General features: G+C 71.6%; 27 protein-coding genes. 10 read left to right on the top strand and 17 right to left on the bottom strand.

Annotated elements, in window-relative coordinates:
* Window positions 1-137 precede the first annotated feature (137 nt).
* The 5 genes from SM418_RS00900 to SM418_RS00880 are packed head-to-tail and all read right to left on the bottom strand — an operon-like array spanning window position 138 to window position 4,101.
* The gene (locus SM418_RS00900) at window positions 138-1,367 is read right to left on the bottom strand and encodes a cytochrome P450 family protein (protein ID WP_371938823.1); all 1,230 of its coding nucleotides are present in this window, start codon (window positions 1,365-1,367) and stop codon (window positions 138-140) included.
* Window positions 1,364-1,960, bottom strand: a complete 597-nt coding sequence (locus SM418_RS00895) for a GTP-binding protein (RefSeq protein ID WP_371938824.1) — start codon at window positions 1,958-1,960, stop codon at window positions 1,364-1,366. The genes SM418_RS00900 and SM418_RS00895 overlap by 4 nt, the downstream gene beginning before the upstream one ends.
* On the bottom strand, window positions 1,938-2,342 hold the full coding sequence (locus SM418_RS00890) for a DUF742 domain-containing protein (RefSeq protein ID WP_371938825.1): 405 nt from the start codon (window positions 2,340-2,342) through the stop codon (window positions 1,938-1,940). Before SM418_RS00890 ends, SM418_RS00895 begins: the two co-directional genes overlap by 23 nt.
* On the bottom strand, window positions 2,339-2,773 hold the full coding sequence (locus tag SM418_RS00885) for a roadblock/LC7 domain-containing protein (RefSeq protein ID WP_371938826.1): 435 nt from the start codon (window positions 2,771-2,773) through the stop codon (window positions 2,339-2,341). Before SM418_RS00885 ends, SM418_RS00890 begins: the two co-directional genes overlap by 4 nt.
* Entirely contained in the window at window positions 2,770-4,101 is a 1,332-nt protein-coding gene (locus tag SM418_RS00880) for an ATP-binding protein (RefSeq protein ID WP_371938827.1), read from the bottom strand. Before SM418_RS00880 ends, SM418_RS00885 begins: the two co-directional genes overlap by 4 nt.
* A 295-nt stretch (window positions 4,102-4,396) precedes the next feature.
* Here SM418_RS00880 and SM418_RS00875 point away from each other — a divergent pair, with 295 nt between their 5' ends.
* Window positions 4,397-5,206, top strand: a complete 810-nt coding sequence (locus SM418_RS00875) for a helix-turn-helix domain-containing protein (protein WP_371938828.1) — start codon at window positions 4,397-4,399, stop codon at window positions 5,204-5,206.
* Window positions 5,207-5,268: 62 nt separating this feature from the next.
* Here SM418_RS00875 and SM418_RS00870 read toward each other — a convergent pair whose 3' ends face one another.
* Together SM418_RS00870 and SM418_RS00865 are read right to left on the bottom strand one after the other, a co-directional pair.
* Window positions 5,269-6,441 (bottom strand): sensor histidine kinase, encoded by a 1,173-nt coding sequence (locus tag SM418_RS00870; protein WP_371938829.1) that lies wholly within the window; start codon window positions 6,439-6,441, stop codon window positions 5,269-5,271.
* Entirely contained in the window at window positions 6,438-7,094 is a 657-nt protein-coding gene (locus tag SM418_RS00865) for a response regulator transcription factor (protein WP_371938830.1), read from the bottom strand. The genes SM418_RS00870 and SM418_RS00865 overlap by 4 nt, the downstream gene beginning before the upstream one ends.
* 156 nt (window positions 7,095-7,250) lie before the next feature.
* Between SM418_RS00865 and SM418_RS00860 the strand changes: the two genes are divergently transcribed.
* The 4 genes from SM418_RS00860 to SM418_RS00845 all read left to right on the top strand — a co-directional run bounded on the left by SM418_RS00860 (window position 7,251) and on the right by SM418_RS00845 (window position 9,444).
* A complete protein-coding gene (locus SM418_RS00860; protein ID WP_371938831.1) occupies window positions 7,251-7,757 on the top strand; it encodes a hypothetical protein in 507 nt (168 codons plus the stop codon).
* A 66-nt stretch (window positions 7,758-7,823) separates the two neighbouring features.
* Window positions 7,824-8,519 carry a peptidoglycan-binding protein gene (locus SM418_RS00855; protein ID WP_371938832.1) on the top strand — a complete coding sequence of 232 codons (696 nt, stop codon included), beginning with the start codon at window positions 7,824-7,826 and terminating at the stop codon, window positions 8,517-8,519.
* Entirely contained in the window at window positions 8,476-8,817 is a 342-nt protein-coding gene (locus SM418_RS00850; RefSeq protein ID WP_371938833.1) for an ABC transporter permease, read from the top strand. Before SM418_RS00855 ends, SM418_RS00850 begins: the two co-directional genes overlap by 44 nt.
* Before the next feature lie 51 nt (window positions 8,818-8,868).
* Complete coding sequence (locus SM418_RS00845; protein ID WP_371938834.1) at window positions 8,869-9,444, top strand: antibiotic biosynthesis monooxygenase; 576 nt, start codon at window positions 8,869-8,871, stop codon at window positions 9,442-9,444.
* 18 nt (window positions 9,445-9,462) lie between these two features.
* Here the strand turns inward: SM418_RS00845 and SM418_RS00840 are convergent, their stop codons facing one another.
* The 3 genes from SM418_RS00840 to SM418_RS00830 all read right to left on the bottom strand — a co-directional run bounded on the left by SM418_RS00840 (window position 9,463) and on the right by SM418_RS00830 (window position 13,027).
* Window positions 9,463-11,256, bottom strand: coding sequence for a choline/carnitine O-acyltransferase (locus SM418_RS00840; RefSeq protein WP_371938835.1), 1,794 nt, complete (start codon window positions 11,254-11,256; stop codon window positions 9,463-9,465).
* Between the two features lie 66 nt (window positions 11,257-11,322).
* Window positions 11,323-12,147, bottom strand: a complete 825-nt coding sequence (locus tag SM418_RS00835) for a class I SAM-dependent methyltransferase (RefSeq protein WP_371938836.1) — start codon at window positions 12,145-12,147, stop codon at window positions 11,323-11,325.
* 16 nt (window positions 12,148-12,163) lie between these two features.
* The gene (locus SM418_RS00830; RefSeq protein ID WP_371938837.1) at window positions 12,164-13,027 is read right to left on the bottom strand and encodes a HalD/BesD family halogenase; all 864 of its coding nucleotides are present in this window, start codon (window positions 13,025-13,027) and stop codon (window positions 12,164-12,166) included.
* 321 nt (window positions 13,028-13,348) lie between these two features.
* Here SM418_RS00830 and SM418_RS00825 point away from each other — a divergent pair, with 321 nt between their 5' ends.
* On the top strand, window positions 13,349-14,566 hold the full coding sequence (locus SM418_RS00825; RefSeq protein WP_371966034.1) for a PP2C family protein-serine/threonine phosphatase: 1,218 nt from the start codon (window positions 13,349-13,351) through the stop codon (window positions 14,564-14,566).
* Between the two features lie 40 nt (window positions 14,567-14,606).
* Here the strand turns inward: SM418_RS00825 and SM418_RS00820 are convergent, their stop codons facing one another.
* The 4 genes from SM418_RS00820 to SM418_RS00805 form a co-directional block, all read right to left on the bottom strand.
* Window positions 14,607-15,578 carry an alpha/beta hydrolase gene (locus tag SM418_RS00820; RefSeq protein WP_371938839.1) on the bottom strand — a complete coding sequence of 324 codons (972 nt, stop codon included), beginning with the start codon at window positions 15,576-15,578 and terminating at the stop codon, window positions 14,607-14,609.
* A 213-nt stretch (window positions 15,579-15,791) separates the two neighbouring features.
* Window positions 15,792-17,135: a zinc metalloprotease gene (locus SM418_RS00815; protein ID WP_371938840.1), complete on the bottom strand. Its 1,344-nt coding sequence runs from the start codon at window positions 17,133-17,135 to the stop codon at window positions 15,792-15,794.
* Window positions 17,135-17,470: a hypothetical protein gene (locus SM418_RS00810; RefSeq protein ID WP_371938841.1), complete on the bottom strand. Its 336-nt coding sequence runs from the start codon at window positions 17,468-17,470 to the stop codon at window positions 17,135-17,137. Before SM418_RS00810 ends, SM418_RS00815 begins: the two co-directional genes overlap by 1 nt.
* Window positions 17,471-17,494: 24 nt before the next feature.
* Window positions 17,495-17,773, bottom strand: a complete 279-nt coding sequence (locus tag SM418_RS00805) for a hypothetical protein (protein WP_371938842.1) — start codon at window positions 17,771-17,773, stop codon at window positions 17,495-17,497.
* Between the two features lie 225 nt (window positions 17,774-17,998).
* Here SM418_RS00805 and SM418_RS00800 point away from each other — a divergent pair, with 225 nt between their 5' ends.
* Window positions 17,999-18,535, top strand: a complete 537-nt coding sequence (locus SM418_RS00800; RefSeq protein WP_371938843.1) for a ferritin-like domain-containing protein — start codon at window positions 17,999-18,001, stop codon at window positions 18,533-18,535.
* 45 nt (window positions 18,536-18,580) lie between these two features.
* On the top strand, window positions 18,581-19,549 hold the full coding sequence (locus SM418_RS00795; protein ID WP_371938844.1) for a TIGR03557 family F420-dependent LLM class oxidoreductase: 969 nt from the start codon (window positions 18,581-18,583) through the stop codon (window positions 19,547-19,549).
* Window positions 19,550-19,601: 52 nt separating this feature from the next.
* Here the strand turns inward: SM418_RS00795 and SM418_RS00790 are convergent, their stop codons facing one another.
* Window positions 19,602-20,879 (bottom strand): M14 family metallopeptidase, encoded by a 1,278-nt coding sequence (locus SM418_RS00790; RefSeq protein ID WP_371938845.1) that lies wholly within the window; start codon window positions 20,877-20,879, stop codon window positions 19,602-19,604.
* Window positions 20,880-21,583: 704 nt separating this feature from the next.
* Between SM418_RS00790 and SM418_RS00785 the strand changes: the two genes are divergently transcribed.
* Together SM418_RS00785 and SM418_RS00780 are read left to right on the top strand one after the other, a co-directional pair.
* Complete coding sequence (locus tag SM418_RS00785; RefSeq protein WP_371938846.1) at window positions 21,584-22,081, top strand: PraA/PraB family alkane oxidation protein activator; 498 nt, start codon at window positions 21,584-21,586, stop codon at window positions 22,079-22,081.
* A gap of 265 nt (window positions 22,082-22,346) precedes the next feature.
* Window positions 22,347-22,844, top strand: a complete 498-nt coding sequence (locus tag SM418_RS00780; RefSeq protein WP_371938847.1) for a PraA/PraB family alkane oxidation protein activator — start codon at window positions 22,347-22,349, stop codon at window positions 22,842-22,844.
* Between the two features lie 148 nt (window positions 22,845-22,992).
* Here the strand turns inward: SM418_RS00780 and SM418_RS00775 are convergent, their stop codons facing one another.
* Together SM418_RS00775 and SM418_RS00770 are read right to left on the bottom strand one after the other, a co-directional pair.
* A complete protein-coding gene (locus SM418_RS00775; RefSeq protein WP_371938848.1) occupies window positions 22,993-24,252 on the bottom strand; it encodes a helicase-related protein in 1,260 nt (419 codons plus the stop codon).
* On the bottom strand, window positions 24,249-24,764 hold the full coding sequence (locus tag SM418_RS00770) for a hypothetical protein (RefSeq protein WP_504230340.1): 516 nt from the start codon (window positions 24,762-24,764) through the stop codon (window positions 24,249-24,251). Before SM418_RS00770 ends, SM418_RS00775 begins: the two co-directional genes overlap by 4 nt.

Raw genomic sequence — 24,764 nt, 5'->3', positions numbered from 1 at the left:
CCGAGCCGCAGGGCGAGCGCGAGGACGACCAGCGCGAGCGCGGCCGCCCCGATGACGAGCATCGCCCGGTCGGTCCGGTCCGGGTTCGCCTCGTGCGCCGTCACGGCCGGAGGTACGCGCGCACCCCCGGCCAGGGTTCACCGCGCCGCGCGGTCCCCGTGCTTCGCGGTCCCCGTGCTTCGCGGCCCCCGTGCTCCGGCGGGCGGGAACGTGACGGGCAGCGCGACCAGGGCGCGGTGGAACGGGCCCGGCCGCCACTCCAGCACGTCCCTCGGGACGGCGAGGTCGAGGTCGGGCAGCCGGTCGAGGAGCACCTCGATGGCGGCGGACGCGATCAGCCGCGACTGGCTCTTGGCCGGGCAGGTGTGCGGACCGCCGGCGAACGACAGGTGCGCGCGGTTGCCCTTCCGGTCGGCGGTCGCCCGGGACGGGTCGGTGTTCGCGGCGGCGTAGCCGATCAGGACGGGCTGGTGGGCGGGCAGCCTGTGCCCGTGGAAGTCGACGTCCCGGCGCGGGAACGTCACCCCGTAGTTGGCCATCGGCGGGTCGGTCCACAGGATCTCGTCCAGGGCGTCCTCGACGGGCATGCTGCCGCCGGCCAGGTCGCCGCCGAACCGGTCGTCCGACAGCAGCAGCAGGATGCCGTTGGCGATGAGGTTCTGCTCCGGCTCGGTGCCCGCGCCGACCAGCAGCGTGAGCTGGTGGGCCATCTCGAGGTCGTCGAGTCGCGCGGGGTGCCGCATCATCCACGACGTCACGTCCGCGCCCGGCTCCTGCCGCTTGTGCGCGATCAGTTCGCCGGTGGCCTCCGCGAGCAGCGCGTTGCCCTCCGCGGCGGACACGGCGTCGAAGATGGCGCTCATCCCGCGCACGAGCTTGTCGCCGATGTCGCGGGGGCAGCCGAACATCTCGTTGAACACCAGCAGCGGCAGCGTCCGCGCGTACTGGCCGATGAGGTCGGCCTTGCCGTCGCCCGCGAACCGGTCGATGAGGACGTCCGCGCTGGCCTGGACGTGCTCGCGCAGCGACGCCGGGTCGACCCGCCCCAGGCTGTCGACGATCACCGACCGGAGGCGCGCGTGCTCGGAACCGTTGGTGAACAGCGCGTTCGGCCGCGCCATCATCATCGGCAGCACCGGGCACTCCGGGCCGACCTCCTCCTCCCACACCTCGCTGCTGCGCGGGAACGTGTCCGGGTCGCGGAGGATCTCCAGCGCGGCCTCGTACCCGATGACCAGCGTCGCCGGGACGCCGGGGGACAGCTCGACGGGCGCGAGGTCGCCGTGCGCGCGCATCCGTGCGTAGGCGGCGCCCGGGTTCCGGGCGAACTCGGGGCCGTACAGGGCGATGCGCTGCGGTTCGGTCATGCGGGTTCCCGATCCAGGGTGAGGAGGTGGTCGACGAGCGAGATCAGCGCCTCGGTGGACGACCTGCGGTCGCGCGCGTCGCAGGTGACCAGCGGCGTCCCCGGTGCGAGGTCGAGGGCCTCGCGCACCTCGTCGTCCGGGAAGACGGGCGAGCCGTCGAAGTGGTTCACGGCGACCGCGTACGGCAGGCCCTGCTTCTCCACGACGTCCATGACGGCGAAGGACTCCTTGAGGCGGGCCGTGTCCACGAGGACCAGCGCGCCGAGCGCGCCGCGCGCCAGGTCGTCCCAGAGCCGGGTGAAGCGCTGCTGGCCCGGCGCGCCGAACAGGTAGAGGACGAGGTCGTCGCTGAGGGTGAGGCGGCCGAAGTCCATCGCGACGGTGGTCGTCGTCTTGTCGCGGATGCCGGCGAGATCGTCCACGGTCGCGCCCGCCTGCGTCATCCGCTCCTCGGTGCGCAGCGGGCGGATCTCCGAGAGCGTCCCGACGTAGGTGGTCTTGCCGACGGCGAAGTGCCCCACGATGAGGACCTTGACGGCCGTCCGGACGCTGGCCCGGACGTAGGACGGGTCAGAGGCTGGCGCGGAGTCCATCGAGCACCTCCTGGAGAAGGCGGGTCTTCGACTGCCGGGCGGCGGGCGCGGCGGCCCGGGTGGTGAGGTGCCCGCTGTCGACGAGGTCGGAGAGCAGCACCTTGACGACCCCGACGGGCAGGGCGAGATGCCCGGCGATCTCCACGACCGACAGCGCGCCGCCGCGGCACAGCGCGACGATGCGGAGCTTCTCGGGGGACAGCCCGGTGGTCCCGAGCGGCCGCCGGGGGCCCTCGGGGCTCCTCTCCCCGGAGCGGAGCGGCAGGTCGCCGGTCGCGATGACGAGGGTGACGAGGTCGAACACGTTGCGGGTCGGGTGCGCCCGCCCGCCGGTGACGACGTGCGGGCGCACGAGCGCGCGCTCGTTCCCGCGCCTGGTCATGCGGAACCGCCCGCGCCCGGACGCGGCGGGCTGGTCAGCTCCTTGCCCAGCCGCTGCACCAGTTCCTGGAGCCGGAACGACACGCTCTCCATGTCCACGTGCTGCGTCGCCGACACCGCGAGGTAGGCGCCGGGCCCGGCGGCGACGAGGAACACGTAGCCGTCGTCGAACTCGTTCACCGTCTGCCGCCACATGCTGGTCGCGTCGCCGCAGAACTCGGCGGTGCTGCGGGCGAGCGACTGCAGGCCCGCCATCCCGGCCGCCTGCCGCTCCGCCTCGTCCCGGCCGATCCGCTCGGAGTGCGCCATGAGCAGCCCGTCCGCCGACAGCAGGATCGCGTAGCGGGTCTCCGGCATCCGCAGCGCGTCGTCCAGCATCCAGCCGAGCCGGTTCGTACCGTCGTCCATCGCGCCGTTCCACCCCTCGTTCATGGCCGCAGGTCCTTGCCTTCGATGCTCGGTTCCCCGGTCTGCGACGGCGGGGCGGAGGCGCGGCCGGACCGCGTCCCGCGCTGCCAGGCGCCGAGTCCGGCGGCGGTCTCCCGCGCGGGCCGGGCCGGGGGCCGCTCCCCGGCGTCCTGCGCGGCGGTCTCGCCGCCGGCGGTTTCGGCCGCCGCGGCGTCGCCGGCGGGACGTTCGGCGACGGCGACGCGGCTCCGCTTGGGCAGGCCGCCGGGCGTCGACGCGCCGTCCGCCGCCGCGGCGCTCTCTCCGGCCGGACGGGGCACGGCCGCCGGTTCGGGCCGCCGCTCGTCCGGGACGGTGGTGAGCAGCGCCGCCGGCAGGAACACCACGGCGCGCACGCCGCCGTAGGGGGAGTGGCTGTCGACCGACACCCGGAACCCGTACCTGGCGGCGAGCACGCCCGCCACCGCGAACCCGACGCGGGGCGGGTCGCCGAGCCGGTGGATGTCCACCGACGCGTCGCCGGACAGCAGCTCGGCCGCGCGCTGCAGCTCGTCGGCGTCCATCCCGACGCCCGCGTCGTCGATCGTGACGGCGACGCCGTTGTGCGCGGAGCGGAAGTTGACCTCGACGGCGGTGTCCGGGCGGGAGTGCCGCGCGGCGTTGTCCAGCAGTTCGGCGAGCGTCAGCACGACCGGCTCGACGGCGCGGCTCGTCACCGCGCTGCTCACCGTCCCCTCCAGGTTGACGCGCAGGTAGTCGCGGATGCGGGAGGTCGCGCCGCGCACCACGTCGGTCAGCGAGGACGCCGAGCGCTGCTGCCCCGGCCACGACCCGCACAGCACGGCGGTGGCCTGGGCGCGCCGACCGAGCTGGGCGTTCATGTGGTCGACGCGGAGCAGGCCCTCCAGCACGGCCGGGTCGTCGTGGCGGTCCTGCATGTGCGAGATGGCGAGCTGCTGCTCGTTCGCGAGGCTCTGCACGGCGCGCATCATCGCCCGCAGCGTCGACTTCGCCGACCGGTCGGCGCGTTCGCGGACGCGGGCGGCGGACCCGGCGAACAGGTCCACGACGGTCTGCATCGCCTGGCCGTAGGCGGGGGCCTCGCGGTCCAGGTCGTGCAGCGGGCCGGTGACGCGCACGCCCGGATTGGTCAGTGACTCCATCAGCTCGGGCAGCCGGACGTCCGCGAGGTGCCGCAGCTCCTTCTCGCGCAGGTCGAGGCTGCGGGCCAGCGCGGCGTTCTGCTCGCGGAGCCCGGCCGTCGCGTGCCGCTGGCGCGCCAGCAGGACGCCGGCGGCGATGCCGGCGCCCGCCACGATGACGAACGCCGCGGCCAAGAGGAATTGCTCCATCAGATCCTCGGTGCAGAGGGGTTTTCGGGCGGGGTGGACCGGCCGCACGGCCGGGGGAGTGGCGCGAACACGCCACAGGTTCGGCACCGTAGGGGGGTTCGCGGGGGCGCGCTTGTGCTCGCGCGCAAGGAACGTGCCGCCGGGCGCACCGCAAGATCACCCACAGTCTGAATCGGATTACTTTCCGCTGAGTTCGGGTGATTCGGCGGCGGTGATCGTACTACGCTCGGAATCGCAATGATCACCGGGCCGGAGCGGGACCGGCGCGGCACGGACCGGCGGAAAGGGCCTGCGGGTGGACGACCTCCTCGGCGGGCCGCCCCGGCGGCACGGCGCCGCCTACCGGCTCGTCCTGCACGGCGCGGACCGCGACCACGCCACCGCGGCGGCGGGCTACCGGTTCCTGCTGCCGCTGCACGGCGAGCTGCTCATGCTCCAGGACGGCCGGGAGTCGCGGCTGTGCCCCGGGACGGGCGGCCTCGTCGCGCCGGCCGCGCCGCTGCGGGTCGTCCAGCGGCGCCCCGCCCGCGCGCTCGTCCTGACGATCCCGGCCCGCGAGGTGGACGGGCGGCTGAACGTCCCGTCCCCGCCGGTGACCGGCCTCGACCTGACCGCCGGCCTCGGCCGCGTCGTCGCCGACATGGTGCGGGCCGTCGGTGAGGAGCGCGACACGCTCTCCGCGCCCCAGTTCGACGCCGCCTGCGAGCGGATCACCGAGCTGCTGTGCCTCATCGTCGCGGGGCACGACCGCCGGCCCGCCCCCGGCCATCTCGCCGAGGTGGAGGCCGTCGTGCGCCGGCACGTCCGCGCGCACGCCACCGATCCCGGCCTCACCGGCAGCGTGATGGCGCAGGACCTCGGCTGGTCGCTGCGGCAGATCCAGCTCGCGCTGCAGCGGGCCGGGACCACCCCGCGCGAGCTGATCCGCGAGGAGCGGCTCCGGCTCGTCCGGGACCGGCTGCGCGACCCCCTCTACCGGCACGCCACCATCACCGACCTCGCCCACGCGACGGGCTTCTCCTCGGCGAGCGCCCTCAGCCACGCCTTCCGCCGCCGCTTCGGCGTCAGCCCCCGCGACCTGCGCCGCCACGCCGCACACCGCTGACGGGGGCGGCTCCGTGTCCGGTGACAGGACGTCGGCGATTCCGTCGTGGGCGCTCTCTTCCCCTAGCCGGAGAACAAAGTGACGGTGACGGTCAGGCCGCCTTCGGAGCGCGGGACGCCGGTCAGGGCGCCGCCATGCGCGCGGACGATCGACTGGACGATGGAGAGCCCGAGGCCCGCGCCCTTCGCGGTGACGATGCGGTCGCCGTCGAGGCGGTGGAACGGTTCGAAGAGCGCCGGGATCTCGTAGGGCGGGACGGCCGGGCCCGAGTTGGCGACCTCCAGGACGGCGCGGTCGCCCTCGGTGCGGCAGGTGGCGCTGACCCAGCCGCCTTCGAAGTTGTGGCGCAGGCCGTTCTCCAGGAGGTTCTGCACGACCCGTTCCAGGAGGAGGGCGTCGCCCGCCGTCATCGCCTCGGCGGTCTCGGTCTCGACGGCGATCCCGGCCTCCTTGGCCTCGCGGGCGGTCTGGGACGTGACGTGGGTGACGACGTCCGCCAGGTCGACCGGGGCCCGGGTGGTGATCTCGTTGTCGGAGCGGGCGAGCAGCAGCAGGCCGGTGATGAGGCGCTCGTGTCGCGCGTTGATCTGCAGGAGCGTCTCGCCGAGCTGCCGGACGTCCGGGGACGCCGACTCGCGTTGCATCGCGACCTCGACCAGGGCGCGGCCGAGGGTGAGCGGGGTGCGCAGCTCATGGGAGGCGTTGGCGACGAAGCGGCGCTGCCCGTCGAAGGACCGGTCGAGGCGCTCCACCATCGTGTCGAAGGTGTCGGCGAGCTCCTTCACCTCGTCGTCCGGGCCGCGCAGCGCGATGCGCTCGTGCAGGCTCCGGTCGGCGGCGGGGGAGCCGGCGATGCGGCGGGCCGTCTCGGTGACGCGGTGCAGCGGCGCGAGGACGCGGCCGGCGATGAGCCAGCCGAACCCCGCCGCGGCGCCGCCGACGACGAGCAGCGCGATCGACCCCTGTGTGACCAGCGAGGTGACGGCGGCGTCGTGGAGTTCGTCGCGCTGCCGCTCCTGCCAGCGCCTGGTCTGGTCCACGAGGTCGTCGGTGTCGGGCCGCGGTTCGCCCGTGGACTCCGGGCCGGGGCCCAGCCGGGTGGTGAAGACCTTCGGATCCGACCGGGAGAGCTGCTGGTCGAACAGGGCGTAGGTGGCGCCGAGGAGGACGACCCCGGCGACGAGGAAGAGGCCGCCGAAGGTGAGGGTCAGGCGGGCCCGCAGCGACAGTCTCACGGGATCCGGTACCCCGCTCCCTTGACGGTCTCGACGACGGGCGGCTCGGCCAGCTTGCGGCGCAGCTCGAGGATGGTGAGGCGGACGGCGCCGGTGAACGGGTCGGCGTGCTCGTCCCACGCCTTCTCCAGGAGCTGCTCGGCGGAGACCACGGCGCCGTCGGCGCGCAGCAGCTCGGCGAGGACGGCGAACTCCTTCCGCGCGAGCGGGACGTAGCGTCCGTCCCGGAACACCTCGCGCCGCGCCGGGTCCAGGGTGATGCCGGCGCGGTGGAGCGTCGGCGGCGCGGCGGGGCGGCAGCGCCGGCCGAGGGCGTGCACGCGGGCGGCCAGCTCGGGGAACGCGAACGGCTTCGTCAGGTAGTCGTCCGCGCCGAGCCCGAGGCCGTCGACCCGGTCGGTGACCTCGGCGGCCGCGGTCAGCATCAGCACCCGCGCCGCCGTCCCGTCCCGGACGATCTCGCGGCACACGTCGTCGCCGTGGACGAGCGGCAGGTCCCGGTCCAGGACGACCACGTCGTAGTCGTTGACCCCGACCCGGTCCAGGGCCGCCGCCCCGTCGTAGGCGAGGTCGACGGCGTGCGCGTCGTTGCGCAGCCATTCGGCGATCGCGTCGGCGAGCAGCCGCTCGTCCTCCACCACCAGCACTCTCATGAGGGCCTCCTCCACCGGCCGATGCTGCCCGACGCCGTGTTTCCTCCGCGTTAGGGAACGGACCGGCGGGCGGCGGAAACGGTGGGGAAACATCCCGCCGGGTTGCATCGCTGCCGTCCGGCCGGAACGGCTCCGGCCGCGACGCGAGGAGGAGACATGCGACTGCGGATCCTGGCGGTGCTGCCGCTCGCGCTGACGCTGACCCTGACCGGCTGCGGCTCGGATGACAAGGGCGACACCGGGGTGGCGTCGGCGGGCGGGGCGAAGCAGACCGCCGCGGCGGGCGGCGGCGCGAAGCCGAAGCCGGACGAGATGGGCGTGAAGTTCGCCCAGTGCATGCGCGAGCACGGCGTCGACATGGAGGACCCCGAGCCCGGCAAGGGCGTCCAGATCAAGGTCAAGGGCAAGAAGGACGTCATCGACAAGGCCATGGAGGCGTGCCGGCAGTACGACCCGCAGTCCCACGCGATCGACGCCCCGGACCCGAAGATGCAGCAGCGGGCCCGCGAGCACGCCGAGTGCATGCGAAAGAACGGCGTCGAGGCGTTCCCCGACCCGGAGCCGGGGCAGCGCGGCATCCGGATCGACGAGAAGGTCGGCGAGGACCCCGACTTCGAGGCCGCGCAGCAGGAGTGCCAGAAGATCCTCCAGGGCGGGAAGTGATGAGGTCGCGGCCCCTGGTCGAAGCCGTCCTACCGGGCGCTGACGGTCGGCACCGAGGGGTCGGACGTGAAGCGGTTCGAGAAGAACCTCAGCGCCCTCGGCTACGACGGCTTCACCGTGGACGGCGAGTACACGTCCGACACCGCCGACGCCGTCCGGGAATGGCAGGACGACATCGGCGTGGCGGAGACCGGCGTCGTCGACCTCGGGCGCGTCGTGTACGCGGCCGGGCCCGTCCGGGTCGACAGCGTCCAGGCCAACCCGGGCGAGCCCGCCGCGCCCGGCAAGAAGGTCCTCGACTACACCGGCACCGGCCAGGCCGTCACCGTCGAGCTGGACACCGCGGACCAGCGCATGGCGCGGAAGGGCGCGAAGGTCACCGTGACGCTGCCCGAGAACGAGACCGTCACGGCCGAGATCGACGAGGTCACGACCGTGATCGACCAGGGCGGACAGGGCGAGGACCCGGAGACGAAGGTCGAGGTGACGATCTGGCTGGACTCCGCCAAGGCGCGGAAGGCCGCCGCCCGGTACGCGCTCGCCTCGGTCGACGTCACATTCACCGCGGGCGAGCGGAAGGACGTGCTGACCGTCCCCGTCACGGCGCTGGTCGCGCTGAGCGAGGGCGGTTTCGGGGTGGAGGTCGTCAAGGGCGCGGCGTCCGCGTACGTCCCGGTCGAGACCGGGCTGTTCGCGGACGGCAAGGTCGAGGTTTCCGGTGCGGGGATCGCCGAGGGCACGGTCGTGGGGGTGCCGAAATGATCACGCTGCGGGACGTGACGAAGAGCTATCCGGGCGGCGTCCACGCAGCGGGCAGATCCGCACGCAGTTCCTCGCCGAGTCGCTGCTGTTGTCGGCGCTCGGCGGGATCGGCGGCGCGCTCATCGGGACGCTCGTGACCGCCGGCTACGCCCTCTCCCAGGGCTGGCCGGTGGTGGTCCCGGCCTGGGCGGTGCTGGGCGGCCTCGCGGCGACGCTGGTCATCGGCGCGGTGGCGGGCCTGTATCCGGCGATCCGGGCGTCCCGCCTCAGCCCGACCGAGGCCCTCGCCGCGACCTGACAGGCGGCCAGGGTCTCGCATGCAACGGGGTGATCTGGTGAAAACCGGTACATGGAAGAAACGGACCCCGGAACCGTCACGCTCGTGGTCACGTGGGATGTGAAGCCCGGCAGGGAGCACGACTTCGAGGAGTGGGCGCAGGGGCTCCACGAGGTCGCGACCGGCTACTCGGGGCATCGGGGGGCCACGTGGCTGCGGGCCGAGGGGGCACGGCACCGGTACTACACGGTCGTGAACTTCGCCGACCAGGAGGGGCTCGACCGGTGGATGCAATCGTCCGACCGGGCCCGGTGGATCGACCGGCTCCACGGCATCGCCGAGGAGCACCACCAGGACACCACCGGGCTGGAGACGTGGTTCAGCCTGCCCGGGGAGTCGGTTCCGGCGCCGTCCAAGGCGAAGATGGTCGTCGTCACCTTCTGCGCGGTCTATCCGCTGAGCCTGCTGCTGAACGCCTTCGCCACACCGCTGACGAAGTCGTGGCCGGTGCCGTTCCAGGCGCTGGTCTTCCCGGTGATCGTGATCCCGCTGCTCACCGTGCTCATCATGCCCGGGCTCAGCCGGCTGCTCCGGCGCTGGCTGTACCCGGTCGGGCGGACCCACCGGCCCGCCCGGCCGGGCCGGTGATCCGCCGCGGACGCCCGCTCAGGCGAGGAGGTCGCGCAGTTCCCGGACCGCCTCGCGGAGCCGGTCCGCGAACGCGTGCATGGCCTCGGCGACGGGCCGCGGGGTGCTCAGGTAGGCGTTGAAGCGGTCCGGGAGGAGGACGTAGGCGACGCCGATGCACTGCTCGCTGGTGGACCCGAACCCGAAGTACCGGATGTTGACGGACGGCGCCGAACTGGTGCTGAGGTAGTCGTCGCGCATCTTCAGCCAGCCCGGCGTGTCGAACAGGGTGAGCGGCTCGGTGACGCCGAGTTCGGCGCCGCGCCGCTTCTGGATCAGCTGGAGTTCCCACAGGTGCTGTTCGGGCGCCTGCCCGGCCTGGCATTCCTTCGCGCGTCGGACATGGGCCTCGGCGGCGGCGCGGAAGGCGTTGCGGCGGGCCTCGGGCCCGGCCGCGGGGTCGTCCATGGCCTCGACGAACCGGAGCACCTCGGGGGTGACCACGCGCATCGCCTCGGTGCGCCCGTGCCGGTACTGGCGGGTGGCGATCGACTCGTAGGTGGTGCCGGTGAGGCCCTTCGCCCGCTTGTGGGCGAGCTGGTAGGCCATCTGGACGAACGCGTCCGGCGACGTCTTCAGGCGTTTGGCCTCGTCGGCGCCGAAGTCGTCGAAGGAGACGGTGGTCGTGGCGGTCGCGGCGGCGTAGCCGGCGAAGGAGGCCGCAGCGTCCCGGATGTCCTCGCGCAGGGCGTCGTCCAGGACGAACTCGATCGACTCGATGGCGGGCAGGCCCTGCGGCGCCGCGCCCGAACGCCGGGACAGCTCCTCCGGGCGCGTGCCGAGCAGCGCGTCGACGAAGCTGAGGATCGTGGTGCCGTCCAGGCCGCAGTGCTCGACGTTGATGCCCGCGGTGCCGTCGCCGAAGACGACGAAGGACACGGCCTTGTCGAACCAGCGGTTGCCGCTGTCGCCGTGCAGCAGGTGGTCGCAGGCTTCGAGGGTGTCGGCGGGGGTGAAGTCCTCCAGGCAGACGCAGAACAGCGCCGTCTCGACGTCGTCGAGCGCCTTGCCGTTGCCGAGGGCCAGCAGCGCGTCGCGGCTCGCCGCCCACTCGGCGCGGGCCTTGGTGGTGAGGTGCCCGGTGGACGGCTCGGTCGCCGCCTCCGCCTTCATGATCGTGCCGAGGCCCGCGCGCAGCTCGTCGAGGGTGTGCGGGCGCCCGTCCGGGCCCAGCACGTCCATCCGGATCATGTTGCCGCGGAAGAAGACCACGATGTGGCGGGCGCGGGACGGGCCGGGCCACGCGTCGGTGTAGGGCGCGCGGACGGTGTCCTGCTCGGCGCCGGGGATGCGCGTCGTGGAGAACAGGAACCGGTTCTGCGCCATCGACAGGGGACGGCCGCGCTGCTGGGCCGGCGGGATCCGCTCCTCGTCCAGCCGCAGCTTGTAGTCCAGTGCCCCGGCGATGAGCCCGGCCGCGCGCTCCACCTGCCCCTCGGGCGACTCCTTGAACAGGAAGAAGAAGTTGGCGTTCAGCGCGATCCGGTCGCGGCGGCCGAGGTAGCGGTAGGGCCAGAACGTGTCGAGCCAGCTGTGCACGCCCTCCGCCGCGTCGTAGCGTTCGAGCGCCGCGTGCAGCCTGCGGCCGGGGCCGTCCGGCCGGACGAACGCGGCCAGCGCCGACTCCGTCCGGGCCCGCTCGTCGGTGGTCAGCAGCGGCCCGCACCATTCCATGAAACGCTCGCAGGTCGCGTCGAGCGTGGGCAGCGGCACGCGCGGCAGGCCCGCCTCGTTGCCGAAGGTGCGGGACGAGATCTCTTCGCTGGCGTTCACTTCGTTCCTCGTGTCTCGTTTCAGCGCTTGTCGTTTCAGCCGCGTGGGGTCCGCGCCGCCCGCCGTTCAGCCGCGCGGGCGGGAAATGTAGAGCTGTGCGTAGAACCAGCCGTCGCTCTCCAGGCCGGCCGGGTCGGCGCCGACGTCCGAGAGGCGGTCCAGGACGGACTGCTGCTCCTGCCGCGTCGCGAACCGCCGCTGCTTGAACGGGCCGTCCGAGCGGACGGTCTCGTATCCGGCGGCGGCGAGAGTGTCGGCGATGGGGTCGAACGGGAACATGCGCAGGATGAAATGCGCCATCCACGGCAGGCGGCCGTCGTGGGCGTCGACGATCCGGGAAATGGTGCGTTCGGTGACGTAGCCGAGGCAGCCCGTGGAGATGACCAGGTCCGTCGTCGCGAGCTGCGCTCGCTGCTCGTCGGTCGGCTCGCCGTTCTCCAGGTCCGCGTGGACGGCGCCGTCGAGGAATCCCGCTTCGAGCGCGTAGGAAAGGGCGCTGCCCGAGGCGTCCAGCCCGAGGAAACGGACCCGATTCGCAGGTTCACCGGAATCGACCAGCTCCCGGTCGCGGTTCAGCAGCGCGGCGCGCGTGTGCCGGTGGGCGTCGCGGCCGCTGTATCGATCGTACAGCTCGGCCATCGTCGCGCCGTGTTTCACCAGGGCCGCGTTGATGCCGTAAGAGCAGCCGATGTCCAGAACGGTCGGAACCGCGACCTGGTGCGCCTCCCGATATTCGGCGATGAGCCGCTGGAAGTATGGTTTCGCCAGTTCCGGGATGTTGTAGTCGAGGTCGCGGAGGGTGCTGAAGTAGGCGCGGGGATCGGGCCGCGTGTAGATGTGGTCGAGCGAGATCTTGCCTGTCGTTTCCGAGATCCTGCCTGTCGTGTCCACGCGTGACAACGGCCTCCTAGTCGAGCAGCTGGTCCACCCGGACGGCGCGTCCCTCCGCCGCCAGGTGCTCGGGCAGGACGCGGCCGAAGAGCTGCCTCGTGCGCGCGACGCTACCGATGACGCCTGGACGCTCGCTGTAGGCGAAGATCGCCGTGTGCCGCGCCGTGTCCCCCCGGACGGCGCTCACCCGGTGCAGCGAGTACCGCCCCTTGAAAAGCTGCAGGTCGCCGGGGCGCAGCGCGAGCCGCTGGACGAGGTGCTCGCCGCGCCCGGTCAGCACGTCCCGGACGTCGCCGAGGTTCTCCCGCTCCGCCGTCCTGATGTTCGGGCAGTACTCGAAGACGCCCCCGTCCTCCGGCTCCTGCGTGAGCAGGCTGACGGTGAACTCGTTGGTGTCGAAATGCCAGGGATGCTCCATCCCCGGGTTGACGACGTTGAGGCACAGCCCCGACAGCGGATCGGCCAGTTCGTGCACGCGCGGCAACCCGAAGCAGCTCGCCACGAACCGCTGGAACAGCGCACTCGTATAGAGCCGGTGGACGATGAGGTCCGCGGGGATGCGGTCGCGGGCGACGAACGCGTTGCCCCGCTCGACGGTGATGCGCCCCGGATGGTCGTCCGGCAAAGGCGTATCGACGTCGATGTTGTAGGCGTTCACCGTTTCGACGTCATAATGGGCGGACGGCGCGATCGCGGCGCATTCCGTGCGCAGCGCGTCCTGCAATGCGGGGCGAATGAAGTCGGGCAGCACGCAGCACCCGGATTTCGCCAGCTCGTCCCGCGTCCGGGAAACGACGGTGCTCCATCCCGCGCCGCCCGGCTCGGCCAGCGGATAGCGTTCCGTGTCGGCCACCTGTGCGAGAGCCTCCGCCGCGCCCATGACGTTCCTTCCGCGTCGCCGAACCCCAGACGGGTTTTAGCACAGTCCTTCCGGGAATTCCTGGGCGTGCTTTCCGGCGCGGTTTGCCGGAAATCGATAAGCACGGCCCGTGACCTGTGCATCAAACGTTCCGAGGTGCGGGCGGGTGTTCCCGCAGGTGTGTCCCATCTCACCTACTGGCGAGTAGTTCGCGGTACCCTGCCACGGCACGGCCCGGCGGTACTCGGCGGCGATGGCGGGTAGGGCGGTGGGGAGACGAGGTCGCGGGGACGGGCGACAGGGACAGGGACGGGGGACGGGCGACAGGGGACGGGCGAGCGGATGTTGAGAGAACTGGTGGCGGCCAGTCACCTGATGTCCATGGAGCAGCTTCCGGGCGCGGCCGCCCGGACCGCGGCGGACGTGGGCCTCGACGACGTGCTGATCTACGTCGTGGACCTCCAGCAGACGGTGCTGCGGCTGCTCACCGGCAAGGGCCCCGACGCCGGCGCGGACCCCGGGGCGGAGAGCCCGGAACTCAAGATCGAGGGAACGATCGCGGGCCGGGCGTTCCAGACGATGGAGCCGGTGATCGGCCAGGTGTTCGACGACGGCACCTGCCAGTTCTGGTTCCCGATCCTCGACGGCGCCGAGCGGATCGGCGTCCTGCGGACCACCATCCGGCGCGACGACGAGCGGCTCAGGAGCGACGCCGAGTACCTGGCCGGGCTGGTCGCACTGATCATCGTCAGCAAGGGGCCGTACAGCGACTCGTTCTCGCGGCTGGTGCGGACCGGGGGGATGACGGTGTCGGCCGAGATGCAGTGGCGGCTGCTGCCGCCGCTGACCTTCGCCAACGACGAAGTGGTCGTCAGTGCGGCGCTCGAGCCGGCCTACAAGCTGGGCGGGGACACCTTCGACTACGCGCTGGCCGGCGACACCGTGCACGTCGGGATCTTCGACGCCATGGGACACGACACCGCCGCCGGGCTGACGGCCAGCCTCGCCGTCGCCGCGTTCCGTAACGGCCGGCTCAAGGCGGGCGGCCTCATCGAGACCGGGCAGGCGATCGAGGACGTGCTCGCCGAGGAGAACACGAGCGGACGTTTCGTGACGGCCGTCCTCGCGGAGCTCAACCTGCGCTCCGGTGTCCTGTCGTGGGCCTCCTACGGCCATCCCGTGCCGGTCATCATCCGCAAGGGACGCTGGGTGACCACGCTCGAATGCCGGCCGGGCACCCCGCTGGGAACCGGCCTCGGCATCGCCCCCGATCTGTGCGCGGAGCAGCTCGAACCGGGCGATCGCATCCTGCTCTACACCGACGGAATCGTGGAGGCCCGCGACCCGGACAAGCAGGAGTTCGGTCTGCCCCGCTTCATCGACTTCCTGATCAAACGCAACGCCGACGGGCTGTCCGCGCCCGAGACGCTGCGGCGCCTCATCCACAACATCCTGGAGCACCATGCGGGACGCCTGGACGACGACGCCACCGTCCTCCTCCTCGAATGGCACGGATCGTCCAGGAGTCTGGGCGGCATGGAGGCGATGCGGCCGGACTGACCTGCCGGACTGACCTGCCGGGCCGACCTGCCGGGCCGACCTAACCGGCCCCGAGGGCGTCCATCAGCATCGGGTACGCCTCGTGCAGGTCGCGCTGCCAGTACGGCCAGTCGTGCTGGCCGTCGAAGAAGCGCGCGGTCACCGGGACGCCCAGCTCGCGCAGCCGGTCCACGAACGCGTGCGCGGCGTCGCCGGCGGCGGCCTCCACCGGGTCGGTGAACGGCAGCCCGCCGAGCGCCCCGGCCTTGCCGTTGCCGCTCGCCACCCACAGCCGGACGCCGCGCAGCCGGTCCGCGAGATCGGTCGGGTTGTGCGCGTGCCAGATCGCGGCCTGGTCGTCGGGGTCGCCCCAGACGCGCCGCCAGTCGGTGCCGGGGCAGGCGAGGGAGGGCCCCCAGCCGATCGAATCGTCGCCCGGCTCGTGACCGTAGAGGGTGTCGAGGTAACCGCTGAACGCCGCCGCGGCCTTGAACATGCCGGGGAAGCGGGCCGCGTACAGCATGGCGCCGAGACCGCCCATGGAATTGCCGGCGACGGCACGGTCCGCTCCAGCATGGTAGTCGCGTTCGAGAATGCGCCGGAGTTCGGTCATATGGAACGTCTCCCATTGCGGGGAGCCGCCGCGCCCGTAGTTCCACCAGTCGGAGTAATTGCCGCAGTAGCCGCCGTCCGGCATGACGACGATGACGCCGCTGCGGGCGGTGAGTTGCGCGACGTCGGTGTCACGCGTCCAGGCGGTGTAGTCGTCGACGCCGCCGTGCAGCAGCCACAGGGTGGGCCACGTGCGGGTCGCGTCCTTCGACCAGCCGCTGGGAAGCAGGAGGCGGACCTTCCGGCTGCCGTCCAGGGCCGGCGAGTCGATGGTCAGGTCGATGGTGCGGGACGCGACGGCCGTCTCGGCGACGACCCGCGCCCCGGTGCCGGCGATCGCCGTGGAACGGTGCGCGGGGAGGAGCGGGAGGAGCAGGGCGAAGGCCCCCAGCAGGGCGGCGGGGGTGGTACGGCAAAGCAAGGCGGGCCTTCCGGAAACACCGGCGGGATGGTGCCGGCCGTGGAGAAAGGAGAGCGCCGTGGTGCGGTCGATTTCTCTCCCTATGCGCAGTGGATTCCCGTCCGCAGCGCGCTCGAAGCTCCAATGAAAGAACGTATAAAATGCATTTCCGGAGCCGGTGAACGCGAACGCCGGACGCCCCCGCGAGGGCGTCCGGCGCTCGTCCGGGCGTGCTCAGGCGTCCGGTACCGGCTGGGGCGGCCGCCCCTGCACGTACCGCAGGGCCCACCGGGCCGTCCGCCGCCCCATGCTGCACAGGATCAGCGCCACACCGGCCAGCGGCAGGACGAGCAGCACGATCTGCAGACCGGAGGTGATCAGCTGGAGCGGGCCCGCCCCGTTCGCGGCGGCCGCCGCCAGCTTGCGCATCATGCCCCAGTCCTGCGCGACCAGGGAGGGGACCTGGGTGAGGATGAGGCCCACCTGGAACACCAGCAGCGGTATGACGGTCAGGACCCAGAACGTGACGAAGATCTGCGGCCAGCGCTTGAGGTCGTTCAGCCGCGCGTCGGCCGGGCGCCGCAGCAGCGCCCGCTTCAGGATCGGCCCGATGTACTTGAACAGGTCGGGGATGCCGACCAGGTCGGACATGATGTAGTACCCGTCGAACCGCAGGGTCGGCAGCAACTGCTGCATCATCTCCAGGTTCACGTAGAGGACGGCGACGAGCAGCGGCTCGAACCCCGTCCACAGGTACAGCAGCGTCAGCCCGACGACGAAGATGCCGTTGAAGTAGACGCCCGCGAGATCGGTGCGGAGCCGCCCGGCGCGCCCCAGCCGGTACGACTCGGTGATGTCGGTGTAGAAGGCGGGCCACACCAGGTAGATGCCGCAGCCCATGACGCCCGGGCGGACGCCGCCGTACCGGCAGGCCGCGGCGTGCCCGACCTCGTGGAACGCGCACGACGCGACGCCGAGCGCCATGACGAGCAGGATGCTGACGGGATTGAGGATGGCGAGCGAGAGCGCGTCCGCGATCGACCGCGAGGTCAGCATGAACGCCTCGCAGGCCGTGAACGCGATGAGCGCGAGCGCCACGACCACGGGGCGGAACAGCACCGAGAACAGGTCGCCGATGAGCGAGGTGAACGACTCCGGGAACACCGCGACCTTGAACTTCAGCGCCAGGAAGGGATCGGCCTTCACTGCGGGCGGTGCGGTGCCGTCGCTGTAGGTGGTGACACCGAGCGGGGCCAGCTTGCGGTCGACCAGGTAGACGACCTGCTCGGCGGTCAGCCTGGCGCCGGCCTCGGCGCTGACCGCGGCGGCCACCCGGTCGAGCGCCTCCTCGATGTCGGAGCCCGCGAGGTCCCGGTGCTCGTGCAGTGCCTTGGCCACGAGGAACAGCAGCGGCGGCAACCGGACGAGCTGCCGGTTGGGCAGGCTGACGAGCTGGGGCGGCTCCCGGTAGCCGGAGTTCTTGAACTCGCCGACGAGCTCCGCGCCCTCGGTGAGCGCGGGCAGGGTGAGGGCCCTGGGCTCGCCCCCGTCCACGGCCGGCGTCGCTGGAGAGCCCATCAGGGATGGTCGACCGCGGTGACGGCCGGGACGCAGGACAACGTCGAGTACGGAGCCTCGGCCAGCAGGCCGGTCCCGAGCAGCCCGGTCGTCCCGGGCGAGTAGGTGGTCTGGCAGGCGTACGCGACCGCGGTGGAGTCCTCGCCGCCGCGCGGAGCGGACATCGCCAGGCGCGGCGGCAGGATCTCCGCGTCGAGCCGGTCGAGGGCGGCGTAGCTGATTTCACGAGCATCGTTGAGCGTCATGTGGCGGCTTTCGCGTTCGGCGGGTTCGGCGTGTGCGGGAAGAAGGGGGAAGGGCTGGCGAGGGACCGCCAGCCCTTCCGGTGCGGGCATGCGCCCGCGTTACACGTTCTCGGCTCAGTGACCGGAGATCGCGGTGCTCGGCGTGCAGACGAGCGAGCTGGCGTCGTTCTGGGCGTGCAGGCCGACCAGCTGCAGCAGGCCGCTGTCGGGCCGGCTGATGTTGCTCTGGCAGGTGCTGACGACCGCGGTGGTGCCGTTGCCGTTGCCGCCGTGGTTGACGTTCGTGTTGTCGTTGTCGCTGCCACCGCCGACGAGCAGGGTGGACAGGACGGCGCGCTCCGGCAGGACCTCGCCGGTGAGCTGGTCGAGCTCGGTGTAGCTGAAGGACTTCATGTGGTTCCTTTTCTTCCTTGTCACGCCCGGATCTCAAGGTGGATACCGGATGTCCCTGTGCCCCCGCCCCGGGTCGAGGCGGGTAGCTCTACGTATAGCACGTGTGACTGACCGTGGCCAAGCATGGAGTGGCGAGCCGTGGCCTCGCGCCGTTTCGCGTACCGGCGCATTGGCTCCCCGTACCGGGTAGGACGCCTACGTCCAGGCATGATCAGGAGGAGAGGCATGGCCGACAACAGCTTCAGCATCGACGTGGCGGCGATCCGCGAGCGCGCCAGGCAGAAGATGAACGACGGGCCGGTGACCGCCGGCTACGGCAGGAGCCCCGAGGAGGTCATCAGCGTCCTCAACGACGTCGTCGCCACCGAGATCGTCTGCTGGATGCGCTACGCGCAGCACGCGATCAGCGCGACGGGGATCGACCGGGCGCAGGTCGCCGCGGAGTTCAGCGAGCACGCCGAGGAGGAGCGCGACCACGCGATGCGCGCCGCCGAGCGCATCAGCCAGCTCGGCGGCGACCCCGACTTCGACCCGAAGACGATCGCCGAGCGCTCCCACACCACCTACGTGACGTTCGACGACAACGACCTGAAGGCGATGCTCCAGGAGAACCTCGTCGCCGAGCGGATCGTCATCGAGTCCTACCAGGAGATCATCCGCTGGCTCGGCGACGGCGACGTCACCACGCGCCGGATCATGGAGCACATCCTCGCCGCGGAGGAGGAGCACGCCGACGATCTCTTGGACCTGCTGGGGAACTGACCGTGCCTTGACGATTCGGCGCCGTGGCACGGGTATGCGAGCCGCATGGAATTCGGTTACTCGCTGCTCTGCGAGCAGACACCGCCCAGGCAACTCGTCACCGACTGCGTGGAGGCGGAGGAGGCCGGCTTCGACTACGCCACCATCTCCGACCACTACTTCCCGTGGCTTGAGGAGCAGGGCCACTCTGCCTACGCGTGGTCCGTGCTGGGCGCGCTCGCCCAGGCGACCCGCCGCATCCCGCTGATCACGCTCGTGACCTGCCCGACCATGCGCTACCACCCGGCCGTGGTGGCGCAGAAGGCCGCGACGATGGGCGTGCTGTCGGAGGGGCGGTTCGTCCTCGGCCTCGGCGCGGGCGAGAACCTGAACGAACACGTCGTGGGGCGGGACTGGCCCCCGGTGGACGTCCGGCACGAGATGTTCGCCGAGGCCGTGGAGATCATCCGGGCGCTGTTCGGCGGCGACTACGTCAACTACCGGGGCAGGCACTACCGGGTGGACTCGGCCAAGCTCTACGACCTGCCGGACCGGCCCGTCCCGATCGGGATGGCGGCGTTCGGCCCCCGGGCCGGGCGGCTGGCGGCCCGGCACGCCGATCTGATGATCTCCGACCGGCCCATCGGGGCCGTCCTCGACCTCTTCCGCGCCGAGGGCGGCGCGGGCAAGCCCGCCTACGGGCAGATCCCCGTCGCCTTCGGCGACGACTACGAGGAGTGCAAGCGGCGCGCCCACCGCATCTGGAGGTTCTCGGCCCCGTCCTGGAAGGTCATGTCCGAACTGCCGGGGCCGGTGAACTTCGAGGCCGCGACGAAGACCGTCCGGCCGGAGGACGTCGTGGAGTCCGTCCCCTGCGGCGACTCAATCGACGACTACGTCCAGGCCGTCCAGCAGTGGGCCGACGCGGGCTTCACCCACGTCTCGTTCTGCCAGTCCGGGGCCGAGCACCAGAAGGACTTCCGGACCTGGGCGGAGGCCGACCTCCTGCCCGTCCTGCGGGAACGCTTCGGCTGACGCGCCGGTCCGGTCCGTTGCGGGCCGCACCGGACCGGCGCGCGGCCCGTCACTAGGCGCAGTACTGGCTCTGCTTGCCGATGGCCCGGTAGGGGCAGTCGGCGTAGTCGGTCAGCCGCAGCAGGGCCTCGCGGCTGCGCTGGACCTCACCGGCGATCGCGGACGGCGCCGGGTAGAAGCTGCCCCCGGCCAGCTCGAACGTGAACGAGAAGATGCGCTGCTGGCCCCACGTGTAGTCGTCCGTGGTGCCGTCGGTGATGTAGAGGTCGCTGGACTGCTCGGGCGTGAAGCCGTTCGTCGAGGCCAGTTCCCGGCCGATGGTGCGGTGGGCGGCCTCCTCGTCGGCGGACATCGAGCCCGCGACGGTGTTGCTGTAGGTGTAGCCGAACGGCCACAGGACCAGTTCCGCGTCGGAGTGGATGTCCAGGAACATGCCGAGTTGTTGCTTGCCGCCCACGACCCGGCTCCGCACGAAGTCGGCGAGGACCTTCGTCTCCGTGGCGGACTCGGGGGCGGTGCCCCGGTAGGTCTCACTGGCGCCGTTTCCGGACGAGCCGCCGCAGCAGCCCCACTTGTAGGCGAAGTTGCGGTTCAGGTCCGTGCCCGTGGACGTGGCGTTGGGCTGGCGGTTCTTGCGCCACATCCGGCCCGGCTGGGTGTCGCTGGTCATGTCGTAGACCTGGCCGTCCGGGTTGACCATCGGCATGACGTAGATCTCGCGCGCGTTCACCAGGGCGGTGATCCGGCTGTCGGACCCGTACCCGCTGGTGAGCTGCCCGATGTAGTCGAGCGCCTGCTCGGCGGTGAGCCGCTCCCGCGCGTGGATGTTAGCGATGATCATTACTTCGGGCTCGTTCTCGTCGGTCGCCACGTTGTCGCTGATCTTCACGCCGACGATGTCGCGGCCCTGGTAGGACTTGCCGACGACGAACTGGCGGGCGATCTGCGGGTGGGCGGCGACGACGGAGTCGACCTCCTGCCGCATCTCGGCGAAGGTGTGGTACGACGTCGCCGCGATGCTCGGGGCCGCGCTCGGGTTCGCGGGCTGAGCGGGAGCGGGCCGCACGGCGAAGCCGAGCCGCCGGATCGCCCGGACCTCCGACGGGATGGCGCTGACCTCCAGGCCGCCGGCACGGACGGCGTCGATCGCCGCCCCGGTCCGGGCCACCTGGCTGCGCTGCTGGCCGGTCCGGGGACCGGTCACGACGTACTGCCCGGCGGTCTCGGGACCGGGCGCCGCCGCGGCGGACGGCGCCACGAGCCCGGCCAGTGCCAGTGCCAGCGCCGACGGGACGGCGAGCAGGGAACGCAATCGGCGGGGGCTTCTCATGAGGGGGTACCTGCCGTTCGGCTCTACGCGCCCGACGGTCGCGCGGCGGGGTCTCCTGCGGACGCGTCCGGACGCTCGCGGTCCCGTCACGATGAACCGGAACCGTCCGCCTGACAATGGTCGATGGCAAGACGGCCCGATGGCCCCGGAAATGCGGACTCGCGGAGAATCTCCAGATCAGAGATACCGGCCCGCTCCAGTCCGAAGCGGATTTTCAGTGCCGATCAGAGTGGATGTGAAATTTCACAACCGATCGAACACTCCTCGTAACCTCGCACGTCTCCAGCGTTGTGTAACCGGTTCTCACTAGCATTGCCTGGGCGCTCGCCGCTGTTGCTGAACAGGGCGGGGCTGATGTGGCTGGATGAGTGTCCCGACGGCGGTTATGTCTGTACCCTGCATGGAGAGCTACTTACGGACGCTCGAAACGACATTTTATGATCGGTGTCATTCCCAGATAACGGTAGAGTCGTGTTCGGGTATTGACCGCTCTATCACCTTTGTCTATGGTCTGAGTTAGAACGCGTTCTACTCCGGTTGGAACCCATGTCGAGGGAGACAGGGCGGTTCCCCGGTCCCGGTCCCTGAATCACGGCGACTTCTCCCACTGGCCATGGTCGGAGTCGCGCATGGGTCAGCGGACCTCCCACCCCACCCCTTCGGGTGCAGGCGCGACGCCCACCGTTCGAAATGAGGAACCCCCCTTGTCTCGCACCACGAAGTTCGCCGCAGCCGCGGCCTCCGCCGCAGCCGCGGCCACCGCCGTCGTCGGCCTGTCGGCCGCCCCCGCCCTGGCGGGCGTGACGCCCGGGGCGTTCACCGCCACCCTCCAGGGCAACATGGTGATCAACGCGGGAGTCACCGCCAACTGCACCAGCTCCGTGCTGAAGGGCAGCGTCGCCGCGGACGGGACCACCACGAAGTACACCTCTGCCACCGCCGGCGGCTGCGGTGTCACCGTGACTCCCAGCGGCCTGCCCTGGAGCGGCAGCATCAACGCCGGCGTCGTCAAGATCAACGGCTTCAAGATGAGCGCGATCGGCTGCACCTACGGCGGGAACCTGACCGGCAGCTACACCCCCACGACCGCGAACTTCCCGCTCACCGTCACCTTCACCAACCAGACCGTCACCAAGACGAGCGGCCTCCTCTGCCCCTCCTCGGCCACGGTCACCGCCACGTACAAGTACACCCAGCCGTAAACCCTGGCGGGCGCGGAGCCCGGCCCTGACGTCAACCGGGCCCCACCCCTCCAACCGTGACCCCGGCGGTACCGCCGGGGTCACGGCGCTCGCCCGCACAGGCTCAGCGCGGATCTGGGCCGCTGACAGGGATCAGATCGTCCCTGGAAGTCAGAGATGGAAGCGGCAGGGCTCTCAGGACGATTCCGCGCATGGGTCAGCGGACCTCCCACCCACCCCTTCGGGTGCAGGCGCGACGCCCGACGTTCGAAATGAGGAACCCTCCTTGTCTCGCACCACGAAGTTCGCCGCGGTCGCGGCTTCGGCCGCAGCCGCTGCCACCGCCGTCGTCGGCCTGACGGCCGCCCCCGCCCTGGCCGTGACGCCCGGGACGTTCACCGCCACCCTCCAGGGCAACATGGTGATCAACGCCGGAGTCTCGGTCATCACCTGCACCAGCTCCGTGCTGAAGGGCGCCGTCGCCGCGAACGGGGCCACCACGACCTACACCTCCGCCACCATCGGCGGCTGCGGTGTCACCGTGACCCCCGGCGGCCTGCCCTGGAGCGGCAGCATCAGCGGCGGCCTCGTCAAGATCAACGGCTTCAAGATGAGGGTGCTGGACTGCCTCTACGGCGGGACCCTGACCGGAACCTACCCCCCCACGACCGTGAACTTCCCGCTCACCGTCACCTTCTCCAACCAGGTCGTGCCCAAGTCGGGCGGCAGCCTCTGCTCCTCCTCGGCCACGGTCACCGCCACGTACAAGTACACCCAGCCGTAACCCCCGGCGGGGCGGAGCCCGGCCCTGACGTCAACCGCCCCCACCCCTCCAACCGTGACCCCGGCGATACCGCCGAGGTCACGGCGATCGCCCGCGAAGGCTCTCAGCGCGGATCTGGGCCGCTGACAGGGTCCAGCTCGTCCCGGAGTCAGAGATGGAAGCGGCAGGGCTCTCTCAGGACGATCTCGGCGCCCCGCAGGTCGGCCAGCCGGGCCGAGAGCGTGGCCTCGGCGAGGCTGCGGGGGAGCGCCTCGTTGAACTTCAGGCCGCGCAGGGCCTTGGGGTCCGGGGACGGGAGACACGGGTACGCGCGGCTCTCGTCTCGTGCGGTCTGCCACAGGGCCGGGGTGAGATCCGCGCGCAGGCGGACGTAGAAGTCCTCGACACGCTGCCCCGGGTCGGTGACCTCGCTCAGCGTCGCTTTCAGCGTCGCGTTCGTCCGGTGTCCCGCCCAGGTCCACCACCGCATGTCGTCGCCCGACCGCGTGATGACGGTGCCCCCCGGATGGACCGTGTCGACCGCCGACTCCCGAACGGCGGCGAGGAGGGTTTCGGCGCGCCGGGTGAGCCGGACCGGCGGAGTGGCGCCGAGGAGCACGTCCCGGACGGCGCGCGCCAACGCGAATGAGACGCGGTCCAGAGAGGGCGCGGTCCAGCGCGCCTTGCCGCCGCCGTCCGCGGGTTCGACGAAGCAGCGGCGGCGCTTCCAGTCGATCCACGTGACGCGCCAGCTGCGGCCCGCCAGCAGAAGGATCCGGGGGCCGTCGGTCTGCTCGGTGAGCAGCGCCGGGTCCGTGCGGCCGATCTCGTCCCGGCCGCTGAGGACGGTGAACTCCGGCATGGCTGTGAACGCGCTGGTCAGTGCCATGAAGTGGCGGTACCCGAACGCCTTCTCGGCCTCCGGGCCGATGAAGTGCATGCCGCCGTCGGAGTCGAGGAAACCTCGCTCCACCAGGTGGCGCACGACCCGGTCGGCGCCCGCTCCGAACGGGCCCAGCCACTCGGCCCACAGGTGGGAGCCGACCTGGTGCTCCTGCAGGCAGAGTGCGAGGATCTGCTGGGCGAGGATGTGCCGGGGTTCGGGCGGCGGAACGACCGGTTCCACCCAACCGTGGCTCCACAGCAGGAGCAGGGCGGCGGCCTGGAGGAACCCGGGTTCGTCGAGGGCGAGGAAGAGGCAGTTCCGTGCCGTCCCGGCGCGCCGTCCCGCCCGGCCGAACCGCTGGAGGAACGAGGCGACGGAGCGGGGCGCGTTGATCTGGACGACCCGGTCGAGGTCGCCGACGTCGATGCCGAGCTCCAGGGTGCTCGTCGACACGATGACGCAGTCGCGGGACTCGGCGAAGGCCTGCTCGGCGCGCCGCCGCTCGTCCTTGGACAGGGACGCGTGCGAAAGGAAGGTCGTCACGCCGCGGGCGCGCAGGACGCGTCGGGGAGGCGCTCCCGGTCCCGGACGTTCCCGAAGACGAGTTCGACGATCCGCTCGGTGCCCTTCCAGATGATCGGCCGGGTGGTGACGAACTCGCCCTTGTCCTGTGCCTCGAACTCCTTCCAGAGCATCGCCTTGACCAGCCGCCGCTTCGCGGCGGCGTCGTCGACGTTGGAGACGCTCCGCAGGATGCCGGCGGTGTCCACCCGGATCAGCGACACCTCGACCATCGGGTCGTCGCCGCCGGAGACCTGGAACTCGCCGAACTCCCCGGCGAGGTCGCGCAGCGTCTTGGCGACCATGACCCGGTCCTGGCCGGGCAGCATCGTGACGATCGAACCGTGGTTGAGCGCGGCGAGCCGTCCCGCCGTCAGGGCGCGCAGCGCGGGCACGTTCGGCACCAGCGCCGCGAGCAGCAGCGTCTTGACCACGAGGTCGTCCGCCCGGAACGCGTGCCGGGACGGCAGGTCGGCCGCCTGCTCCGGCGTCAG

It is taken from the genome of Actinomadura chokoriensis (assembly GCF_041463665.1).
Lineage (GTDB): Bacteria > Actinomycetota > Actinomycetes > Streptosporangiales > Streptosporangiaceae > Spirillospora > Spirillospora chokoriensis_A.
The sequence above is the reverse complement of the archived record's forward strand: the minus strand, read 5'-3'. Positions and strand labels throughout refer to the sequence as shown.